At 71.7% G+C, this 18,964-nt stretch carries 19 protein-coding genes and 1 riboswitch; of the genes, 5 read left to right on the top strand and 14 right to left on the bottom strand.

Annotated elements, in window-relative coordinates; translation table 11 throughout:
• Nucleotides 1–166: 166 nt before the first annotated feature.
• The 7 genes from ABZ910_RS22090 to ABZ910_RS22060 form a co-directional block, all read right to left on the bottom strand.
• Complete coding sequence (locus ABZ910_RS22090) at nucleotides 167–646, bottom strand: PH domain-containing protein (protein WP_361367620.1); 480 nt, start codon at nucleotides 644–646, stop codon at nucleotides 167–169.
• Nucleotides 647–667: 21 nt separating this feature from the next.
• Nucleotides 668–1,516: an ATP phosphoribosyltransferase gene (gene hisG / locus ABZ910_RS22085; protein WP_361367616.1), complete on the bottom strand. Its 849-nt coding sequence runs from the start codon at nucleotides 1,514–1,516 to the stop codon at nucleotides 668–670.
• Between the two features lie 79 nt (nucleotides 1,517–1,595).
• On the bottom strand, nucleotides 1,596–1,868 hold the full coding sequence (locus tag ABZ910_RS22080) for a phosphoribosyl-ATP diphosphatase (RefSeq protein ID WP_361367613.1): 273 nt from the start codon (nucleotides 1,866–1,868) through the stop codon (nucleotides 1,596–1,598).
• Between the two features lie 34 nt (nucleotides 1,869–1,902).
• Nucleotides 1,903–2,388, bottom strand: coding sequence for a 6,7-dimethyl-8-ribityllumazine synthase (gene ribH, locus ABZ910_RS22075; RefSeq protein ID WP_361367610.1), 486 nt, complete (start codon nucleotides 2,386–2,388; stop codon nucleotides 1,903–1,905).
• A 21-nt stretch (nucleotides 2,389–2,409) separates the two neighbouring features.
• Nucleotides 2,410–3,759: a bifunctional 3,4-dihydroxy-2-butanone-4-phosphate synthase/GTP cyclohydrolase II gene (locus ABZ910_RS22070; protein WP_361367607.1), complete on the bottom strand. Its 1,350-nt coding sequence runs from the start codon at nucleotides 3,757–3,759 to the stop codon at nucleotides 2,410–2,412.
• Nucleotides 3,756–4,400, bottom strand: a complete 645-nt coding sequence (locus tag ABZ910_RS22065) for a nicotinamide mononucleotide transporter family protein (RefSeq protein WP_361367604.1) — start codon at nucleotides 4,398–4,400, stop codon at nucleotides 3,756–3,758. The genes ABZ910_RS22070 and ABZ910_RS22065 overlap by 4 nt, the downstream gene beginning before the upstream one ends.
• On the bottom strand, nucleotides 4,397–4,999 hold the full coding sequence (locus ABZ910_RS22060) for a riboflavin synthase (protein ID WP_361367602.1): 603 nt from the start codon (nucleotides 4,997–4,999) through the stop codon (nucleotides 4,397–4,399). Before ABZ910_RS22060 ends, ABZ910_RS22065 begins: the two co-directional genes overlap by 4 nt.
• A 155-nt stretch (nucleotides 5,000–5,154) precedes the next feature.
• Nucleotides 5,155–5,285, bottom strand: a riboswitch (FMN riboswitch).
• Between the two features lie 193 nt (nucleotides 5,286–5,478).
• On the opposite strand from ABZ910_RS22060, the gene ABZ910_RS22055 reads away from it, so the two are divergent.
• From ABZ910_RS22055 to ABZ910_RS22040, 4 genes are all read left to right on the top strand, one after another.
• The gene (locus ABZ910_RS22055; protein ID WP_361367777.1) at nucleotides 5,479–6,699 is read left to right on the top strand and encodes an MFS transporter; all 1,221 of its coding nucleotides are present in this window, start codon (nucleotides 5,479–5,481) and stop codon (nucleotides 6,697–6,699) included.
• Nucleotides 6,700–6,874: 175 nt separating this feature from the next.
• Nucleotides 6,875–8,278, top strand: a complete 1,404-nt coding sequence (locus ABZ910_RS22050) for a solute carrier family 23 protein (protein WP_361367600.1) — start codon at nucleotides 6,875–6,877, stop codon at nucleotides 8,276–8,278.
• A 140-nt stretch (nucleotides 8,279–8,418) separates the two neighbouring features.
• Complete coding sequence (locus ABZ910_RS22045) at nucleotides 8,419–9,114, top strand: DUF5995 family protein (protein WP_361367597.1); 696 nt, start codon at nucleotides 8,419–8,421, stop codon at nucleotides 9,112–9,114.
• Nucleotides 9,115–9,225: 111 nt separating this feature from the next.
• Nucleotides 9,226–10,155 carry an LLM class F420-dependent oxidoreductase gene (locus tag ABZ910_RS22040; protein WP_361367594.1) on the top strand — a complete coding sequence of 310 codons (930 nt, stop codon included), beginning with the start codon at nucleotides 9,226–9,228 and terminating at the stop codon, nucleotides 10,153–10,155.
• Between the two features lie 15 nt (nucleotides 10,156–10,170).
• Here ABZ910_RS22040 and ABZ910_RS22035 read toward each other — a convergent pair whose 3' ends face one another.
• From ABZ910_RS22035 to ABZ910_RS22015, 5 genes are all read right to left on the bottom strand, one after another.
• On the bottom strand, nucleotides 10,171–11,883 hold the full coding sequence (locus tag ABZ910_RS22035; RefSeq protein ID WP_361367592.1) for an NAD(P)/FAD-dependent oxidoreductase: 1,713 nt from the start codon (nucleotides 11,881–11,883) through the stop codon (nucleotides 10,171–10,173).
• A gap of 50 nt (nucleotides 11,884–11,933) precedes the next feature.
• Nucleotides 11,934–12,722, bottom strand: coding sequence for a carbon-nitrogen hydrolase family protein (locus ABZ910_RS22030; RefSeq protein ID WP_361367589.1), 789 nt, complete (start codon nucleotides 12,720–12,722; stop codon nucleotides 11,934–11,936).
• 164 nt (nucleotides 12,723–12,886) lie between these two features.
• Nucleotides 12,887–13,282, bottom strand: coding sequence for a DUF742 domain-containing protein (locus tag ABZ910_RS22025; protein ID WP_361367586.1), 396 nt, complete (start codon nucleotides 13,280–13,282; stop codon nucleotides 12,887–12,889).
• Between the two features lie 7 nt (nucleotides 13,283–13,289).
• Entirely contained in the window at nucleotides 13,290–13,727 is a 438-nt protein-coding gene (locus ABZ910_RS22020; RefSeq protein WP_361367583.1) for a roadblock/LC7 domain-containing protein, read from the bottom strand.
• Complete coding sequence (locus tag ABZ910_RS22015; protein WP_361367580.1) at nucleotides 13,717–16,368, bottom strand: sensor histidine kinase; 2,652 nt, start codon at nucleotides 16,366–16,368, stop codon at nucleotides 13,717–13,719. Before ABZ910_RS22015 ends, ABZ910_RS22020 begins: the two co-directional genes overlap by 11 nt.
• A 103-nt stretch (nucleotides 16,369–16,471) precedes the next feature.
• Between ABZ910_RS22015 and ABZ910_RS22010 the strand changes: the two genes are divergently transcribed.
• Nucleotides 16,472–16,930, top strand: a complete 459-nt coding sequence (locus ABZ910_RS22010; protein WP_361367577.1) for a hypothetical protein — start codon at nucleotides 16,472–16,474, stop codon at nucleotides 16,928–16,930.
• Nucleotides 16,931–16,982: 52 nt separating this feature from the next.
• Here the strand turns inward: ABZ910_RS22010 and ABZ910_RS22005 are convergent, their stop codons facing one another.
• Both ABZ910_RS22005 and ABZ910_RS22000 read right to left on the bottom strand, forming a co-directional pair.
• Complete coding sequence (locus ABZ910_RS22005; protein WP_361367574.1) at nucleotides 16,983–17,435, bottom strand: Lrp/AsnC family transcriptional regulator; 453 nt, start codon at nucleotides 17,433–17,435, stop codon at nucleotides 16,983–16,985.
• A 27-nt stretch (nucleotides 17,436–17,462) separates the two neighbouring features.
• The gene (locus tag ABZ910_RS22000; protein WP_361367571.1) at nucleotides 17,463–18,947 is read right to left on the bottom strand and encodes an amino acid permease; all 1,485 of its coding nucleotides are present in this window, start codon (nucleotides 18,945–18,947) and stop codon (nucleotides 17,463–17,465) included.
• Nucleotides 18,948–18,964: the final 17 nt, after the last annotated feature.

Below are 18,964 nucleotides of genomic sequence, written 5' to 3'. Positions count from 1 at the left end.
CATCGCCGGAGAGGGTCACTCCTCGGGTAGCAGGAATCCCTGTGCACCGGGCGGCGGCACAGGGAGGGAGGCGCAACGAAAAAGCGCCTCCGTCACCAGATTAATCAAGACACGGCTCTTTCGGGCAGGCCGGTAGCCCCCGAGTCAGCCCTGATCTTGCTCGACGTCAGCCCTGACGCGCCTCGGGGTCCCGCGCGGCGCGGGCCTCGGCGAGCGCCCGGAGCGTGCGGGCGTCGGCGATGGCGCGCTGCCTGGCGATGCCCGGCTGGATGCCGAGCGCGGCCAGGCTGGTGCCGTCGCTGAGGTCGAGGAAGACCCAGGGGTCGCCGGGGCGGAGGTTCACCCGGAGGATCTCCGCCCAGTCCAGGCGCCGCGTGCCGACGATGTTGACGACGGTGACACCGGAGGTGTCGGCGACGACCTTCACCCGGGCGAACCGGGCCAGCGTCCAGAAGACGAGCGCCCCGGTGAGGACGAAGGTGAGCCGGTCCCCCGGACCGACATGCTGCAGCAGCATGCCGACCCCGGAGAGGACCAGGAAGATCACCAGTCCGCCGGTGAGCAGGACGGCACGGGTGCGGCCCGGCCGGAACGTCACGGGCAGGGCCGGAAGCGGCGTCGGGTCGGACGGGGTCGGGGCGGGCATCGGTGTGCGGCCTCCTCGGCGTCAGAGGCGGCAGGCGTGGATGGCCGTGGTCAGGATGGCCCGGGCGCCGATGGCGTACAGGTCGTCCATGATCCGCTGGGCGTCCTTGGCGGGCACCATGGCGCGGACGGCGACCCAGCCCTCGTTGTGCAGCGGCGAGATGGTCGGGGACTCGAGCCCCGGGGTCAGCGCGACGGCCTTCTCCAGCTGCTCGACCCGGCAGTCGTAGTCCATCATCACGTACGTCCGGGCCACCAGGACGCCCTGCAGGCGGCGCAGGAACTGCTGGACCTTGGGTTCCTCGGTGTCGGCGCCGGTACGGCGGATGACGACCGCCTCGGACTTCATGATCGGCTCGCCGAAGACCTCCAGGCCCGCGTTGCGCAGCGAGGTGCCGGTCTCGACGACGTCCGCGATGACCTCGGCGACGCCCAGCTCGATGGCGGTCTCGACGGCGCCGTCGAGGTGGACGACGGAGGCGTCGATGCCGTTGTCGGCGAGGTGCTTGGCGACGATGCCCTCGTAGGAGGTGGCGACCGTCTTGCCGTTCAGGTCCTCGACGCCGCTGGCCGTGCCCGGCTTGGAGGCGTAGTGGAACGTGGAGCGGGCGAAGCCGAGGGGGAGGATCTCCTCGACGCCGGCGCCCGAGTCGATCAGCAGGTCGCGGCCGGTGATCCCGATGTCGAGCTGGCCGGAGGCGACGTAGATCGCGATGTCACGGGGCCGGAGGTAGAAGAACTCGACCTCGTTCGACGGGTCGACGGTCCGCAGCTCCTTGGACTCGCGGCGCTGCCGGTAGCCGGCCTCATGCAGCATCTCCGCCGCAGGGCCGGACAGGGAACCCTTGTTGGGGACGGCGATGCGCAGCATGAGGTCGGCTTCCTTTGCGTGACGGGATGTGCGGGGTGGGGACTTCAGAAACAGCTGAAACAGCGGGAACTGCCTGGGCCTACAGGTGGGCGTAGACGTCGTCCAGGGAGATCCCGCGGGCGACCATCATCACCTGGACGTGGTAGAGCAGCTGCGAGATCTCCTCGGCGGCCGCCTCCTTGCCCTCGTACTCGGCGGCCATCCAGACCTCGGCGGCCTCCTCGACGACCTTCTTGCCGATGGCATGGACGCCCTTGCCGACCAGCTCTGCGGTACGGGAAGCGGCAGGATCGCCGTGGGCGGCCTTGTGCTGGAGCTCGGTGAAGAGCTCCTCGAACGTCTTCTTGGACATGGTGGTCCTTACCCTACGCGCTCCGGGTGGTGTCTCAGTGCCAGGGTTCGGACACCGAGCGGAGCGTGACGGCGGTGGCGACCGCCGCGGTCACGGCCTCGTGGCCCTTGTCCTCGTTCGAACCCTCCAGGCCGGCCCGGTCCAGGGCCTGCTCCTCGGTGTCGCAGGTCAGCACGCCGAAGCCGACGGGAACGCCGGTCTCGATGGAGACCTGCGTGAGGCCCTGGGTGACGCCCTGGCACACGTAGTCGAAGTGGGGGGTGCCGCCGCGGATGACGACACCGAGGGCGACGACCGCGTCGTAGCCGCGGCCCGCGAGGACCTTGGCGGCGACGGGGAGCTCGAAGCTGCCGGGGACCCGGATCAGCGTCGGCTCGTCGATGCCGAGGTCGTGCAGGGCGCGCAGGGCGCCGTCGACCAGACCGTCCATCACCTTCTCGTGCCACTGCGCCGCGATGACGGCGACCCGCAGGTCGCTCGCGCCTCGTACGGACACTTCCGGTGCACCCTTGCCGCTCACGTCTCTCCTCAATGACTTTCTCTACTGGTTGCCGCAGGTGGACACGGCAGGGGTGTCCAGCCAGGGCAGGTCGTGGCCCATCCGGTCCCGCTTGGTGCGCAGGTAGCGGAGGTTGTGCTCGCCCGCCTGTACGGGCATCGGCTCGCGGCCGGTGACCTTGATGCCGTGGCGCTGGAGCGCCTCGGTCTTGTCGGGGTTGTTGGTCATCAGGCGCACGCTGCGCACGCCCAGGTCCGCCAGGATCCGCGCGCCCGCACCGTAGTCGCGGGCGTCGGCGGGCAGCCCGAGTTCGAGGTTGGCGTCGAGGGTGTCGTGGCCGCGCTCCTGGAGCTCGTACGCGCGCAGCTTGGACATCAGGCCGATGCCGCGCCCCTCGTGTCCGCGCAGGTAGACGACCACGCCCCGGCCCTCGGCCTGGATGCGCTCCAGCGCGGCGTCCAGCTGGGGGCCGCAGTCGCAGCGCAGGGAGGCGAAGACGTCGCCGGTGAGGCATTCGGAGTGGACGCGCACGAGCACGTCCTCGCCGTCGCCGATGTCGCCGTGGACGAGGGCGACATGCTCGACGCCGTCGGCGGTGGCGCGGTAGCCGTACGCGGTGAAGGTGCCGTGCGCGGTGGGCAGGCTGACCTCGGCCTCGCGGCGGACGACGGGCTCGGCCGGCGTCGGCGCCTGCTCGGCCGGTGTCACCGCCTGTCCGGGCAGGGCCTGGCGCTCGGACGTGCGGCGGTAGGCGATCAGGTCCTCGATGGAGATGATCGTCAGACCGTGCTTGCGGGCGAACGGGATCAGCTCGGGCAGACGCAGCATGCGGCCGTCCTCGCCGGCGATCTCGACGATCGCGCCGGCCGGGCGCAGGCCCGCGAGCCGGGCCAGGTCGACGGCGGCCTCGGTGTGGCCGTTGCGGACCAGGACCCCGCCGGGCCTGGTCCGCAGCGGGAAGACATGGCCGGGGCGGACGAAGTCGGTGTGCTCCGCCGTACCGCTCGCCAGCAACTGAAGCGTGGTCGCGCGGTCGGAGGCCGAGATACCGGTGCTCACACCGTGAGCGGCCGAGGCGTCCACGGAGATCGTGAACGCGGTTTTCATCGACTCGGTGTTGTCCTCGACCATCTGCGGAAGCCGCAGCCGGTCCAGCTCCTCGCCCTCCATGGGGGCGCAGATCAGCCCGCGGCACTCGCTCATCATGAAGGCGACGATCTCGGGGGTCACCTTCTCGGCGGCGATGACGAGGTCGCCCTCGTTCTCCCGGTCCTCGTCGTCGACGACCACGATCGGACGGCCGGCCGCGATGTCGGCGACGGCCTGCTCGACGGGGTCGAGCGCGATGTCCTCGGAGCCGTCGAGGCCGTACAGGGTGGGTGCCGTGATCATGCCGGCGCTCCTTCCAGGACGGGCCGCGCGGCCTTGCGGGAGCGCAGCCACCAGTCGCGCATGCCCCACAGGACGAGTGCGCCGTAGATGACGTAGACGAAGCCGGAGAAGGCGAAGCCGTTGTGGAACGCGTACGGGACACCCACCGCGTCCACCAGCAGCCAGGCGAACCAGAACTCGACCATGCCGCGCGCCTGGGCGTACATGGCGACGACGGTGCCGACGAAGATGTAGGCGTCGGGCCACGGGTCCCAGGACAGGGACGGGTACGCCTGGAACAGTTCGGCCAGCGCGACCGTGCCGAGGGCGGCGGCGCCGACCAGCACCGCGCGCTCGCGCCAGGTGGCGAACCGTACGGCGATGTGGCCGTCCTCGGCCCGGCTCTTGCCGCGGTTCCACTGCCACCACCCGTATCCGGCGACGGCCATGACGACGACCTGCTTGCCGGCGCTGCCGGACAGGTGGGCGGTGGCGAAGGCCGCGAACAGGATCAGGCCGGAGAGGAACTGGGTGGGCCAGGTCCACAGGGAGCGCCGCCACCCGAAGGCCAGGGCTATCAGGCCGACGATGTTGCCGATCATGTCCGACCACTTGATGTGCTGGCCGAAGAGGACGAACGCCTCGGAGTTGAGCCAGTTCACCGGCCGGCCTCCTGACTCGCCAGGAGCCGCTCGACGTACTTGGCGATGACGTCGACCTCGAGGTTGACCGGGTCGCCGGGCTGCTTGTGGCCCAGGGTGGTCAGGGCGAGGGTGGTGGGGATGAGGCTGACGGTGAAGAAGTCGGGCCCCGCCTCGACCACGGTGAGGCTGATGCCGTCGACGGTGATGGAGCCCTTCTCGACGACGTAGCGGGCGAGGTCGGCGGGCAGCGAGATCTTCACGATCTCCCAGTTCTCGGACGGCTTGCGCTCCAGCACCGCGCCGGTGCCGTCCACGTGCCCCTGCACGATGTGGCCGCCGAGGCGCGCACCCACGGCGGTGGGGCGTTCGAGGTTGACCCGGGAGCCGACACTCAGGGCACCGAGGCTGGAGCGGTCCAGCGTCTCGGCCATGACGTCGGCGGTGAACTCGTCGCCCTCGTGGTCGACGACGGTGAGACAGACCCCGTTCACGGCGATGGAGTCGCCGTGCCGGGCGCCCTCGGTGACGACGGGGCCGCGAAGACGGAAGCGGGAGGCGTCGTCGAGCTTCTCGACGGCGGTGACCTCACCCAGCTCTTCGACGATTCCGGTGAACACTTCCCGGGTCCTCCTGCCTCTTCGGGCACGGACTCCGGGGCCTGTCGATGACGACAGCAAGTACGGGTGAGCACCGGGGCGACGCCGACGGGACCCGGCCATGATCTCCATGGCGGACAAGTTCCCGGACGACGGCGCGCACGCATGCCCGCCCGCCGCGCACTGCCTCCCATCCGGACTTTAACCGTCGGTCCAGGAATTTCACCTGGTCAACCGGCCGCTGGAAGCGACCGGGTCGCGGACTGTAACCGCCGGTTCGGACTTTCACCGACCCCGGAGTGCGCTGCTTCTGGTACAGGCCCAGTGTGCCATGCGCGCTCGCCGTCCCGACAGGGGACCGCTGTGGGGTGGCTCACAGGGCAGGTGACAGGGCGTCCTGTGGAGCTGCGGAGTCAACTCCCGTGAGAACAGGGTGCGGCAGCGAAGCCGGGTCGGCCGACTTCGGTCGGTCCTCATCAATTCCCGGCTGTAGCTTGGGGATTGTGACTACGCAGCACGAGGTGCACCGCGCCCGCTACGCCGTCGCGGCCGTGTTCGCCGTGCACGGCGCCGTCACGGGCTCCTTCGCGACCCGTGTGCCGTGGATCCAGGACCATGCCTCGCTCGGCGCGGGGCAGCTCGGGTTCGCCCTGGCCCTGGCCGCGGTCGGCGCCTCGTGCTCGATGCCGCTGGCGGGCCCGATCAGCCACCGCTTCGGCAGCCGCAGGGCCCTGCGCGGCCTGATCGCCCTGTGGACGCTGTCCCTGCTGCTGCCCTCGCTCGCGCCGAACCTCCTCACGCTGTGCCTGGCGATGTTCGTCTACGGCGCGAGCGCGGGCATGGCCGACGTCGCCATGAACGCGCTCGGCGTGGAGGTCGAGCGGCTGCTCGGCCGGTCGGTCATGTCCGGGCTGCACGGCATGTGGAGCATGGGTGCCCTGATCGGCTCGGCGGCGGGCACCCTCGCCGCGCACCTCGGCTCGGACGCGCGCCTGCACTTCGCGCTGGCGGCCGCCACGCTCACCCTGCTCGGCGTCCTGGCCTGCGGCTGGGTGCCGGACGTGCAGCCCGCCGAGGACGAGGAGCCGCCGCCGAGGTTCGCGCTGCCGCCCCGGTCGGCGCTGCTGATCGGCGCGGTCGGCTTCTGCGCGGTGTTCGCGGAGGGCGCGAGCCTCGACTGGTCGGCGGTGTTCCTGCGCGACCGGCTCAGCAGCTCGGCCGGCCTGGCAGCGGCGTCGACGACCGGGTTCGTGCTGACCATGGCGGTGGCCCGGCTCGCCGGGGACATGATGGTGAACCGCTTCGGCCCGGTCCGTACCGTCCGGGCCGGGGGCGTCCTCGCCGTGCTCGGCGGGCTTCTGGTCGTCGCCTCCGGGCCCGTCCTCGCGGGTCGTCCGGCGGCCGCGATGGCCGGATTCGCCCTGATGGGCCTCGGCATCGCGGTCGTCGTACCGCTGTGCTTCGCGGCCGCCGGGCACAGCGGCCCGAACCCCAGTCAGGCCATCGCCGGCGTCGCGACCATCACATACACCTCGGGTCTGATCGCGCCGAGCCTGATCGGCGGGGTGGCGCAGGCGACGAGCCTGGTGGTGTCGTTCTGCCTGGTGACGGCGCTGGCCTGCGGGCTCGTGGGCTTCGCGGGCGTCCTGCGCACCGGACGGCGCGGCGCCGCGACCGAGGTCGGGCCGCGGACCGCTGTGGTTCCCGACCCGCGCCCCTGAAACCGGCGCGGACGACGGGCCCGAGCCCTCCGGCCGGCGGGGCGCGTCGGGCCCCGCGACCCCGTTCAGCCGTATGAACGCAGGTCATGAGCGGGACCGCGTGGCGGGAGGACCGCCGGGACCCGCGACAATGGTCCGGAACCTCCTCACGTAACAACGAAAGCGATACCTCACCATGGACCTCGGCGTGCGCTGGAAACTGCACGGTGACGGGCGCACGCCCGCGCCCGGAGCGGTGGTACGCCCCGACGAACGGCTCTCGTGGCCCCGCACCGTGGGGCTCGGCGCCCAGCACGTGGTGGCCATGTTCGGCGCCTCCTTCGTGGCCCCCGTGCTCATGGGCCTCGACCCCAACCTGGCGATCATGATGTCGGGCGTCGCCACCATGATCTTCCTGCTGGCGACCCGCGGCCGGGTGCCGAGCTACCTGGGCTGCTCGCTGTCGTTCGTGGGCGTCGCGGCGATCATCCGGGCGCAGGGCGGCACCAGCGCGACCGTGACCGGCGCGATCCTGGTCGTCGGCGTCGTGCTGTTCCTGGTGGGTCTCGCGGTGCAGCGGTTCGGGGCGCACATCATCCACGCGGTGATGCCGCCGATCGTGACCGGTGCGGTCGTCATGCTGATCGGTTTCAACCTCGCCCCGGTGACCGCCACCGTGTACTGGCCGCAGGACCAGTGGACGGCCCTGCTGGTGATGCTGTTCACCGGTCTGGCCGTCGTCTGCCTGCGCGGTTTCTGGTCGCGCATCGCGATCTTCCTCGGCCTGATCTTCGGCTACGGCATCTCCTGGATCTCCGACCTGGCCTTCGGCAAGATCCACTCGAACGACGGCAGCGGCAAGATCACCGATCACTGGCGGCTGGACTTCTCCGGTGTCGGCAAGGCGGACTGGATCGGGCTGCCCTCCTTCCACGCCCCGGCCTTCCAGTGGTCGGCGATCCTGGTGGCGCTCCCGGTCGTCATCGCCCTCGTCGCGGAGAACGCCGGTCACGTCAAGGCGGTCGGCGAGATGACCGGCCAGAAGCTCGACGACAAGCTCGGTACGGCGATTTCGGCCGACGGCGTCGCCTCGGTGCTCTCCACCGCGGTCGGCGGCCCGCCCAACACCACGTACTCCGAGAACATCGGCGTCATGGCCGCGACCCGCGTCTACTCGACGGCCGCGTACTGGGCCGCCGCCTTCTTCGCGCTGCTCTTCGGCGTGTGCCCCAAGTTCGGCGCCATCGTCGCCGCGATCCCGGGCGGTGTCCTCGGCGGCATCACCGTCATCCTGTACGGCATGATCGGCCTGCTCGGCGCGCAGATCTGGATCAACGCCAAGGTGGACCTGCGCAATCCGCTGAACCTGGTCCCGGCGGCCGCGGGCATCATCATCGGCGTCGGCAACGTCTCCATGAACTTCGGCAAGCACTTCACCCTCAGCGGCATCGCGCTCGGCACACTGGTCGTCATCACCGGCTACCACTCGCTGCGCGTCTTCGCCCCCGCCCACCTCAAGCCGCAGGAGCCGCTGCTCGACGAGGGCACGTCCTCCTACGACGAGGAGGAGGAGGCGAACGCCCAGCGCCCCACGTCGTAGGCAACACCGGGGCCCGGCACGCGCGTGTACCGCCGCGCGCCGGGCCCTCGCTGCCGGGCACGACGGTCGCGTTCCCCCGTTCCGGGGAAGCGTCGGGCTCGTCGGCGCTCGGCGGCGCCGCGGGCTGGAACGCTGCCCCCATGGCGCAATTGGAACAGTTCACGACGTCCGTCGGCAGCGTGGACGCCGTCGTCTCCCGGATGCGCGCCCTGGACGCGGCGCTGCCCGCCCGCGACGGGGTCGCGGTGTTCAACCGCGTCTATCTGGCCGTCACGCAGGAGGTCGAACGGCGCCTGGCGGCCGGGCAGTTCACGGACCCGCGGGCCGCGGCCGCGCTGGACGTGCGGTTCGCCGAGCGCTACCTGGCCGCCGTCGACGCGGCCACGGAGGACCGCCGGCCGCCCGCCTGCTGGCGGCCGCTGCTCCAGCTCCGCCGCCATCCCGGCGTACGGCCGCTGCAGTTCGCGCTGGCCGGCATCAACGCGCACATCGGCCATGACCTGGCGCTCGCCGTGGTCGACGCCTGTCACACGCTCGGCTGTGAACCCGCCGACCTGGAGGACGAGTTCGACCGCGTGGGCGAGCTGCTCGTGGCGCTGGAGGAGCGCATCCGGGAGGACCTGATGCCGGGCCCGGACCTGCTCCAGCTCGCCGACCCGCTCACCCATCTGCTCGGTTCCTGGAGCCTGGAGCGGGCCCGGGACGCGACCTGGTCGACGGCGCGGGCGCTGTGGGCGCTGCGCCGGTTCGAGGACGTGGCCGAGGAGTTCACCGAACGCCTCGACGCGGCCGTGGGCCTCGCGGGCCGCATGCTGCTGACGCCGCTTCCGGACTGACCGTCGCCGGACCGATCCGACCACGCCGCACGCGCGTACATCGCACGAACTGCCCCTCGACCGCTGTACGTTGACCGTCCGGCACACCCGTACGCGAAGGAGCGATGTGGTATGGCGACGCGGCTCGGACTCGGCCTCCCCCAGATGAGGCAGTTCACCCTCGGGCGGGACGTGCCCGACGTGGCACGGACGGCCGAGAGCATCGGCTACGGCAGCCTGTGGGTCTTCGAGCGTGCCCTGTTCCCGGACCCCCAGACCCAGGGGCTGTTCGGCATCGAGGGGCTGCCCTGGCCCGAGGCGTACCGCGACGTCGCCGAGCCCCTCGTCACCCTGACCCTCGCGGCCGCCGCGACCGAACGCGCCCGGCTCGGCACCAGCGTGCTGATCGCCCCGCTGCACGGGCCGTTCCAGCTCGCCAAGACCCTCGCCACGCTCGACGCGGCGAGCGGCGGCCGGGTCGTCGCGGGCCTGGGCACGGGCTGGTCGCACGACGAGTACGCGGCGGCGTCCGTGCGCCCCTTCGCCGAGCGCGGGCAGGCCCTCGACGAGACCATCGAGGTGTGCCGAGCGGTGTGGGGCCCCGACCCGGTGGTCCACGACGGTCAGTCGACCCGGATCACGTCGGCCACCGTCGGGCCCAAGCCGGCCCGGCCGATCCCGATCCTGCTGCCCGGCAACAGCGGGAAGTCCCGACGCCGCCTCGTCGACAAGGCCGACGGCTGGATGCCGACGGCCATGGGCGCCGAGCGGCTGGCCGCCCAGTGGCGCGAGTTGCAGGACCTGGCGGCCGAGCGGGGCCGCACGGAGCCGCTCCAGACGGTGCTGCGGGCCAACCCGCGCTACACGCCGAAGGCCTACGGCGGCGCCGACCGCCGCCCCTTCCAGGGCAACGTCGAGCAGATCGCCGAGGACCTCGCGGCCCACGCGGCGGTGGGCCTCGACGAGATCCTCGTCGACGTGCAGGAGTGCGTGCGCGACGCGGAGGAGCTCAAGGACGTGGCCGCCGAGCTGTACGCGGCGGCGCGGGCGGCCGGGGTCTGACCGGCCGAATCCCCGTCAGTCCTCGGGGAGTTCGACCGGCGCGATCTCGTCGTAGACGTCGCCCGGGCCCGGGTTGGTGGGGTCACTCGCCCCGCCGAGGTGGTGCATGACGCCCCAGACCGCGTTCAGCGCGGTCTGGACTGCGCCCTCGGCCCAGCCGGCCGTCCACGAGATGTCGTCGCCGGCCAGGAAGACGCCCCGCTTGTCCGCGGGCAGCCGGTCCTGCATGAAGTGAGTGAACAGGCGCCGCTGGTAGCGGTAGTGGCCGGGCAGGTTGGCCTTGAACGCGCCCATGAAGTAGGGCTCGTTCTCCCAGGAGACCGTCACCGGGTTGCCGATGATGTGCTTCCGGATGTCGACCTTCGGGTAGATCTCGCCGAGTGACTTGAGCATGACCTCCATCCGCTCGTTCGCGGACAGCGGCAGCCACTTCAGGCTGTCGTCGCACCAGGTGTAGGAGAGGCAGATGACGGCGGGCTTGTCCGGACCGTCGTCGAGCAGGTAAGTGCCGCGCGTCATACGGTCGGTGAGCGTCATCGACATGACGTCCCGCCCGGTCGGGTTTCCCCTGTCGTCGACGGCCTTGTCCAGCCAGAACGGCCGGTCCACGGGCACGAAGAGCTTGCTCGACTCCATGTAGTGGGTCCGCTCGACGGCCGTCCAGTGGTCGATCGGCAGGAGCGAGTCGTCGCAGTCGATCTTCGACAGCAGCATCCAGGACTGGGCGGTGAAGACGGCCGCCTGGTACGTGCGGATGTCGCCGTTCGCGTCCGTCACCGTGATCTGGTTGCCCGCGGTGCGGTGCAGCCGGGTCACGGCCGGGCGCGGCTCGCCGTTCACGTGCAGGGAGCCGAGCGAGGTCCCGTACGGCCAGTGGACGATCTTCTCCGGCTCGCGCTCCCACAGGCGCAGCGGCAGCTGCTGCGAGCCGCCGACGATGCCGCGGTGGTGGTCGTCGGCCTCGGTGTAGACGACGCGCAGGATCTCCAGGATGGAGTTGGGGAAGTCGGTGTCCCAGCCGCCGGTTCCGAAGCCGACCTGGCCGAAGATCTCGCGGTGCCGGAAGGACTTGAAGGCCTCGGAGTCGCACAGGAAGCCGTAGAAGGTCTGGTTGTCGAGCTTCTCGACCAGCTTCGCCCAGATCTCGCGGATGCGCGGCACGTCGCGCTCGCGCATGGCCCGGTTCATGTCGGAGAAGTCGGCGCCCTCGTCGAGGCACTTGTTCCAGGCGTCGGCGACGTCGCGGTAGACCTGCGGCAGGTCGTCGACCGTCTCGGCGTAGTGGGACTCTCCCTTGAGGTCGACGACGGTCGACGGGGTCGTCTCGGCAAGGGGGTTGGGGAAGGGGACGGTCTCCAGGCCGACGAGGTCGATGTAGTGCTGGAGCGCCGTCGAGGACGGCGGGAAGCGCATCGCGCCCATCTCGGCGGTCAGGGACGCGTCGCAGCCCTCGAAGCCGACGGTGCGCAGACGGCCGCCGATCCGGTCGGCCTCGTAGACGACGGGCTTGAGGCCCATCTTCATCAGCTCGTACGCGGCCACGATGCCGGACAGGCCGCCGCCGATGACCGCGACCTCCGTGCCGTGCTCGGTCGCGGGGATCTGGCCGAGGCCCGCCGGGTGAGCGAGGAAGTCGTCGTACGCGTACGGGAAGTCCGGGCCGAACATGGTGATCGGCGGCTGCTGCTCGTCTGCGTGCTCGACGGCGTTGGGCACGGTGGACGTCATGGGGTACGGACTCCTTGCGCGGGTTGAACTCGGAGAAGCTGTGAGCGGGTTCAGATCAGAGACCCGTAGAGGCCGGGGCGGCGGTCTTTCAGATACGGGTTCGCCTCGCGGGAAGCGGCGAGGAAGGCCGGATCGGCGTCGGCCAGGACGAGTTCCTCGCCGCGGCCGGCGCGGGTGCGCGCGACGCCGTCCGGACCGGCCAGGGTGGACAGGCCGACGAACTCGAACTCACCCTCCGGGCCGACCCTGTTGACGTACGCGACGTACATCTGGTTCTCGAAGGCCCGCACCGGGACGACGGACTCGGGCACGAACTGGAACGGGTGCATCTGCGCCGTCGGCACCAGGAGCAGGTCGGTGCCGGCGAGGGCGTGCGCGCGGACGTTCTCCGGGAACTCGACGTCGTAGCAGATCATCAGGCCGACGGTGAGACCGTTCAACTCGGCCTGGACGACCGGCTGGTCGCCCGGGGTGAAGTGGTCGCGCTCGAAGCGGCCGAAGAGGTGGGTCTTGCGGTAGTTCGCGAGACGGGCGCCGTCCGCGGCGATCAGCTGGGCGGAGTTGTGGACCGTGTCGCCGTCGCGCTCGGGGTAGCCGTAGGCGATGGCCAGTCCGTGCCGGACGGCGATCTCCGCGACGGCGGCCGCCGAGGCTCCGTCGGCGGGCTCGGCGAGGCGGCCGATGTCGTCGCCGATCGCGTAGCCCGTGAGGAACATCTCCGGCGCGACGAGCAGCCCGGCGCCCGCGGCGGCGGCACGGCCCGCGGCAGCGTCGAGGACCTTGAGATTCTCGACGGTGGAGCCGGGGGTGCCGGAGCTCTGGAGCAGGGCGGTGCGCATGCGTCGTCCTCACCGGTACGGAGGGGTCGGGGGGTCAGGAAGACGGTACGGTCGGCGGACTCGGCCGGACAAGAAGGAGCCGTTGCGCGCGGGTGAGCGAATCGTTGCGTGCGACGGGGGGCCGATGGCGATTCGTTGCACGCCACAGGCGCCTGGGGCATGCCCTAGATCTCGCGCAGGCGCTCGATGATCTCCCGCAGCAGCTCCGGATCGGTGGCGGGGCCGCCCGACAGGACGTGGCGAGGCGCGTCGACGCGCACCAGGCCCGCCTCGGCGAGGTCGCCGAGCAGCACGCGTACGACGGTCAGCGGCAGGTCGGCGTCCGCGGCCAGCTCGACGACCGGGCGCGGGCCGCGCCGCACCAGGTCGAGCAGGGCGGCGCGAGCGTGGTCCACGCCCGGCCGCCCCGCGTCCGCGTCGAGGGCGGTGATCTGGGACATCAGGTCGATGGGGTGCCGGTCCGAGGGCCGGGTGCGGCCCCCCGTGACGGTGTAGGGGCGCACCATCGAACCGGTCTCGTCCTCGTACCAGTGGTCGCCGTACCAGTGCTGGTCGTTCACTTCGGCATCAAGACGCCGATCGAGCCGCGGCGTCCAGATGGCGGCCGAGGCGGCGCACGAGCAGCGCCATCTCGTGGGCCAGTTGACCGACGTCCGTCTGTGCCTCGCTGAGGACGGCCAGGCGGCTGCCGTGGCCGGCCGGAGTGATGAAGAGGTAGGCGTCGTCGAGCATCACCATCGTCTGCCGGACCTCTCCGGCACCGAACCGCTCCCCCGCCGAATCGGCCAGGCTGTGGAAGCCGGAGGAGATGGCGGCGAGGTGCTCGATGTCCCGTCTCCGCATGCCTTCCGAGCGGCTCAGCGGGAAGCCGTCCGCGGTGAGCAGAACGGCCTGGCGGACGTGGTCGGTCCGTGCCACCAGGTCGTCGAGCAGCCAGCCGAGATCCGTGCCGGGCGCCCCGGTGGCCGGAGCGGCGTGCTCAGAGTTGTGCGGTTCACCGAGCATCGTCGGCCTGTGTCCCTTCGTCGGTGTCGGCGCGCTCGTCGGATGAGCGGCCGGCGGTGCGGGTGCCCTGGTCCTCACGGGGCAAGCCCTTCCGGCCCCGGTCCAGCCCACGCTGGAAGGACCCGAAGATCGCCCGCATCTCGTCGGCACGGACCTCGCGCGACGGGGTGGCGTCGGCGGCCGCCGCCTCGTCACTGAGTTCCGCGACGAGCGAGGCCTGACGGACCCGGGTGGGGAGCGCGGGAGGGCCGGCACTCGGAGACGGGGCGATCGGCGCTCCCCTCGACTCGGCTGCGGCCTCGGCCTCGGCCTCGGCCTCGGCGGCGCCGTGCTCCGGCGTGGGGTCAGGCGTGAGATCAGCGGCCTGCTCATCGGAACGGCGTTCGGCGCCGGACGAGGTCTGAGGGACCCGGGTGGGCAGCGGAGCGGGGGCCTCGGTCGCCTCCGCCCGCGCCGAAGCCGCCCCCGCCGCCCGTGCGCGCGCACGCGCCCGAGCGCGCTCTGAACCCGCATCCGAGCCCGGCGACTGCTCATCCGTCGAGGCGGCCGATTCGGCTGACGCGATCGGCTCGGTCGGGTCAGTCCGCTCGCCCCTCCCCGGTGCCTCCGGCTCTTCCGTCTCCTCCGTCTCCCCCGCCCGCTCGTGTACGAGCGCCGGCGCGGCCGGTTCCCCGCGGGTCGGGAGTGCCGTGAGCGGGTGCACGTTCGTCGCGAGGGCGTTGGGCTGCGGCGTCACGTCCGCCAGTGCCGCCGGAGGAAACAGCACGACGGCCGTCGTGCCGCCGTACGGAGACTCCCGCAGCGTGACCTGGATGCCGTGCCGGGCGGCCAGGCGGCCCACGACGTACAGGCCGAGCCGGTCGTGCCGGGTCGGGTCGAAGTCGTCCGAGCCGGCGAGGGTGCGGTGGAACTCGTCGAGCTGGTCGGTGTCGAGGCCGATGCCCCGGTCGTCGATCTCCAGGACGAAGCCGCCCGACACCCGGCCGCAGCGGAGGGTGACCTGGGTGTTCGGCGGCGAGAACGCCGTGGCGTTCTCGAGGAGTTCGGCGATCAGATGCACGACGTCGGCGACGGCGTCGGCCGCGATGCCGGCCTCGGGCATCGGCGGGATGTCGACACGCGCGTAGTCCTCGATCTCGCTCACCGCCGAGGACACGACGTCCGCGAGGGGCACGGGGCGACGCCAACGGCGGCCGGGTGCCGCGCCGGAGAGGATGATCAGGCTCTCCGCGTGGCGTCGCATGCGGGTGGTCAGGTGGTCGATGCGGAACAGTTCGCGGAGGGTGTCGGGATCGTCGGTGCTGCGCTCCAGCGTGTCCACGAGCTTCAACTGGCGGTGCACCAAGGCCTGGTTGCGGCGCGCGATGTTGAGCAGCACCGCGAACAGCCCCCGGCGGAGCGTGGCTTGCTTGACGGCGGCCTCGACCGCGGCGAGCCGCGCGGTGTTGAAGGAGGCGCCGACCTGTCCGATCTCGTCCGGGCCGGACTCGCCGGCGATCAGCGGGGGCGCCTCGGCCGCCGCGTCCACGTTCTCACCGACGCTCAACCTGCGCATCACATCGGGAAGTTGGCGTGTGGTCAGCAGGTCGGCCGCGTCCCGCAGTGTCTCGAGGCGGCGCGAGATGCGCCGGGCGCCGCGCACCGCGAACCACAGCGACAGCGCCACGGCGGCCAGCCCGACGACGCCCACGACCGCCGCCTTGGCGAGCTCCCGGTAGGCGAACGCCCGCCCGCGCACGGCGGAGTTCTCGGCCGCCCGGGTGCACAGCAGCATGTACCGCTTGACGGCCCGGTCCGTGGTGCTCCGCCAGGTGCGGGCCGTCACGGCCTCACCGGCGTGGCCCGCGCCCGCCCGCAGCAGCGCGTCCTCGCCGTTCACCAACGAGCGGTGCAGGGCGCCGCGTTGGAATGCCTCGAACAGCGTCCGCGAGTCGGAGGGCAGGTCCGGCACATACGTCCGCTCGAAGACGCGCCGGTCCTCGATCGTCGCCGTCAGCGTGTCGTACTGCCGGTCGGTCAGGGTGCCCGCGGCCCGCGCCCCGGCGACCAGGGCGTCCTCGCGCGAGACGAACTCCCGCACCCGCACGAGCTCGACGACGGTCTGCGCCTCCCGGGCCAGCTGCCCGGCCTGGAGCGCGGTGAGCGTGGACTCGACGTCGAAGCCGGGTTCCACGAGCGCGCTGTACTCGGCGACGGCCCGGTCCCAGGAGATCTCGCGGGACAGCACCCGATCACGGAGCTTCTCCAGCCTGCCGGTCGCGCCCAGCATCGCGTCGAGCGACTGCCGCTGGCGGCCGGTGAGCCGGTCGCGGTCGCGGCCCCGGGTCGCGTCGCGCATGGCGCTCACCACGCGGTCGGTGCGGCGCTGCTGCGCCAGCAGGTCGCCGACGAGGCCCGTGTCGAGGTGGGTGCCGAGGTACGCGGCCGACAGCCGGCGTTCGATCTGGATCTGCCCGACCGCCGTGTCGACGGGCGTACCGAAGTCCTCGTACACCCCCTGGAGCCGGACGAGCGCGCGCAGTTCGCCGGTGACCGACACCATGGCGAAGCTCCACAGCGTCATGAGGGCGACGGCCGGTGCGAGCGCGAGCGCCACGATCCGGGCACGGATGGTGGTGGGACGTCCGACAGGCCAGCGCATGACATAACCGCCTGGGTTACCGGTCAGTAGAAAGTGCGCCACAAACTACGGGATCGTCAGTTCGACTGCAACGCCTACCATTGGTAACTCGACAGGGGGCCGTATGGAGCTCACCGGAATCGCAGCACTGCCGTACGTCGACGCACACACGGCCGTCGTCATGGCGGACACCGACACGGTGTGGCGCGCGCTCGGCGAGGTCCTGGACCGGAGCTTCGGCCGCCCCCGCACGGCCCGGTACACCCGCCTGGTCGGATGCGCCGACCACGCGTCGTCCGGTCCGCGACCCCTGGCCGAGGGCGCGACGGTGCCGGGCTTCCGGGTGGTCGCGGCGGTACCGGGCCGGAAGCTGGTCCTCGCCGGACGCCACCGCTTCTCGTCGTACGCGATCGTCTTCCGCCTCGCCCCCGACGGCGTCGGTCGCTCGACGCTGAGCGCCGAGACGCGGGCCGCCTTCCCCGGCTGGTCCGGCCGCCTCTACCGCCGCCTGGTCATCGGCACGGGCGGACACGCGGCCGCCGTGCGGCGCCTGCTGGCGGCGGTCGGCCGGCGGTGCGGGTGAGGGTCAACGGGCCCGCACGCAAGGGATGTTCGGGCTGTGCGCGGGCGGCGGATCAGCCCGGCGCGCCCGACGAGAAGCGGCGCAGGAGCGGTGACAGCACCAGGACCGACTTGGTGCGCTCCACGAACGGCTCGCCGGCGATGCGCTCCAGGACGCGCTCGAAGTGGCGCATGTCGGCGGCGAAGACCTGGACGATCGCGTCCGCGTCCCCGGTGACGGTGGACGCGGACGCGACCTCCTGGTAGCGCTCCAGGCCCCGCTGGATGGTCTCGGGCGAGGTGTTGCGCCGGCAGTAGATCTCGATGAAGCCCTCGGTTTCCCAGCCCAGCGCCGCGGGGTCCACGCGGACGGTGAATCCGGTGATGGCGCCGGTGGCACGCAACCGGTCCACGCGTCGCTTCACGGCGGGCGCGGACAGCCCGACCAGGTTCCCGATGTCCGCGTAGGAGCGGCGGGCGTCCTCGGCGAGGGCGTGCACGATACGTTCGTCGAGATCGTTCAGCACTGCTGGGGGTTCACTTCTCCGGGTCGCTCACTTCGCTGCCGCCCCGGCGTCGCTGTCGGACGCGAGACGGGAACGGCGGTAGCCGTACACGAAGTAGAACACGAGCCCGACCGCCATCCAGACCCCGAACACCGCCCAGGTGACGGCCGACAGGCTGCCCATCATCCAGACGCAGAAGAAGAGTCCCAGCGCGGGCAGGACCGGGGACAGCGGAACGCGGAAGGTGCGGGTCATGTGGGGGCGGGTCCGCCGCAGCACCACGACGGCGATGTTGACCAGCGCGAAGGCGAACAGCGTGCCGATGCTGGTGGCGTCGGCGAGCTGGCCCAGCGGGATGGCGGCGGCGAGCACACCGCAGAACACCGACACGATCACCGTGTTGGCGCGGGGCGTGCCGGTCTTCGGGTGGATCCGGGAGAAGACCTTCGGCACGAGCCCGTCCCGGGACATCGCGAAGAGGATGCGGGTCTGGCCGTAGAGCACGGTCAGGACGACGCTCGCGATCGCGATGACGGCGCAGGCGGCGAGCAGGGTGCCCCAGAAGGACTGGCCCGTGACGTCGGTCATGATCCGGGCGAGCGTGGCCTCCGAGTCGTTGAACTGCTTCCAGGGCTTGGCCCCGACGGCGACGGCCGCGACGAGGACGTACAGCGCGGTCACGATGACCAGCGACAGCATGATCGCGCGCGGCAGGTCGCGCTGCGCGTTCTTCGCCTCCTCACCGGCCGTCGACGCCGCGTCGAAGCCGATGTACGAGAAGAAGAGCGTCGCTCCCGCCGCGCTGACGCCGGCCATGCCGAGCGGCATGAAGTGGGAGTAGTTGCCGGACCTGAACCCCTGGACGCCGATGGCGCAGAACAGCACCAGCGCGGCGATCTTCACGCACACCATGACGGTGTTGGCGCGCGCGGACTCCTTGGCGCCGCCGATCAGGAACACCATGGCGAGGAGGACGACGATCAGCGCGGGCAGGTTGAAGATGCCGCCGTCGCCGGGCGGGGCGGACAGGGCGTCGGGGATGGTGACGCCGATCGTGCCGTCGAGCAGTTCGTTGAGGTACTCGCCCCAGCCGACGGCCACCGCGGCGACCGAGACGCCGTACTCGAGGACCAGACACCAGCCGCAGACCCAGGCGATCAGTTCGCCCATCGTTGCGTACGCGTACGAGTACGAGGAGCCGGAGACCGGGATGGTGCCCGCCAGCTCGGCGTAGGACAGGGCCGAGAACAGCGCCGTGAGACCCGCGATCACGAAGGAGAGGGTGACGGCGGGGCCGGCCTTGGGGACGGCCTCGCCGAGGACCACGAAGATGCCGGTGCCGAGGGTGGCACCGATGCTGATCATGGTGAGCTGCCAGAGGCCGAGGGAGCGCCGCAGCGTGCCGCCCTCGCCCTGGCCACCCTCGGCGACCAGGCGTTCCACGGGCTTGCGCCGCAGGAGGCGCGCGGCGACGCCCAGGGGTGGCGGGCCGGTCTCTGTGCGGGTCTCGGGGGGTGCGCCTTGGTCGAGCACGTGCTGGCTCCTTGTCG

Source organism: Streptomyces sp. NPDC046805, from assembly GCF_040645355.1.
GTDB lineage: Bacteria > Actinomycetota > Actinomycetes > Streptomycetales > Streptomycetaceae > Streptomyces.
Note: the sequence above shows the minus strand (reverse complement) of the source record. Positions and strands in the feature narration are given on the sequence as shown.

What these genes read in the sequence shown, in the direction of transcription:
- ABZ910_RS22010 (WP_361367577.1), top strand. Translation starts at nt 16,472, where the DNA reads ATGGAGCTCACCGGAATCGCAGCACTGCCGTACGTCGACGCACACACG.
- hisG (WP_361367616.1), bottom strand. Translation starts at nt 1,516, where the DNA reads ATGCTGCGCATCGCCGTCCCCAACAAGGGTTCCCTGTCCGGCCCTGCG.
- ABZ910_RS22050 (WP_361367600.1), top strand. Translation starts at nt 6,875, where the DNA reads ATGGACCTCGGCGTGCGCTGGAAACTGCACGGTGACGGGCGCACGCCC.
- ABZ910_RS22045 (WP_361367597.1), top strand. Translation starts at nt 8,419, where the DNA reads ATGGCGCAATTGGAACAGTTCACGACGTCCGTCGGCAGCGTGGACGCC.
- ABZ910_RS22040 (WP_361367594.1), top strand. Translation starts at nt 9,226, where the DNA reads ATGGCGACGCGGCTCGGACTCGGCCTCCCCCAGATGAGGCAGTTCACC.
- ABZ910_RS22020 (WP_361367583.1), bottom strand. Translation starts at nt 13,727, where the DNA reads ATGCTCGGTGAACCGCACAACTCTGAGCACGCCGCTCCGGCCACCGGG.
- ABZ910_RS22090 (WP_361367620.1), bottom strand. Translation starts at nt 646, where the DNA reads ATGCCCGCCCCGACCCCGTCCGACCCGACGCCGCTTCCGGCCCTGCCC.
- ABZ910_RS22030 (WP_361367589.1), bottom strand. Translation starts at nt 12,722, where the DNA reads ATGCGCACCGCCCTGCTCCAGAGCTCCGGCACCCCCGGCTCCACCGTC.
- ABZ910_RS22015 (WP_361367580.1), bottom strand. Translation starts at nt 16,368, where the DNA reads ATGCGCTGGCCTGTCGGACGTCCCACCACCATCCGTGCCCGGATCGTG.
- ABZ910_RS22080 (WP_361367613.1), bottom strand. Translation starts at nt 1,868, where the DNA reads ATGTCCAAGAAGACGTTCGAGGAGCTCTTCACCGAGCTCCAGCACAAG.
- ABZ910_RS22070 (WP_361367607.1), bottom strand. Translation starts at nt 3,759, where the DNA reads ATGATCACGGCACCCACCCTGTACGGCCTCGACGGCTCCGAGGACATC.
- ABZ910_RS22035 (WP_361367592.1), bottom strand. Translation starts at nt 11,883, where the DNA reads ATGACGTCCACCGTGCCCAACGCCGTCGAGCACGCAGACGAGCAGCAG.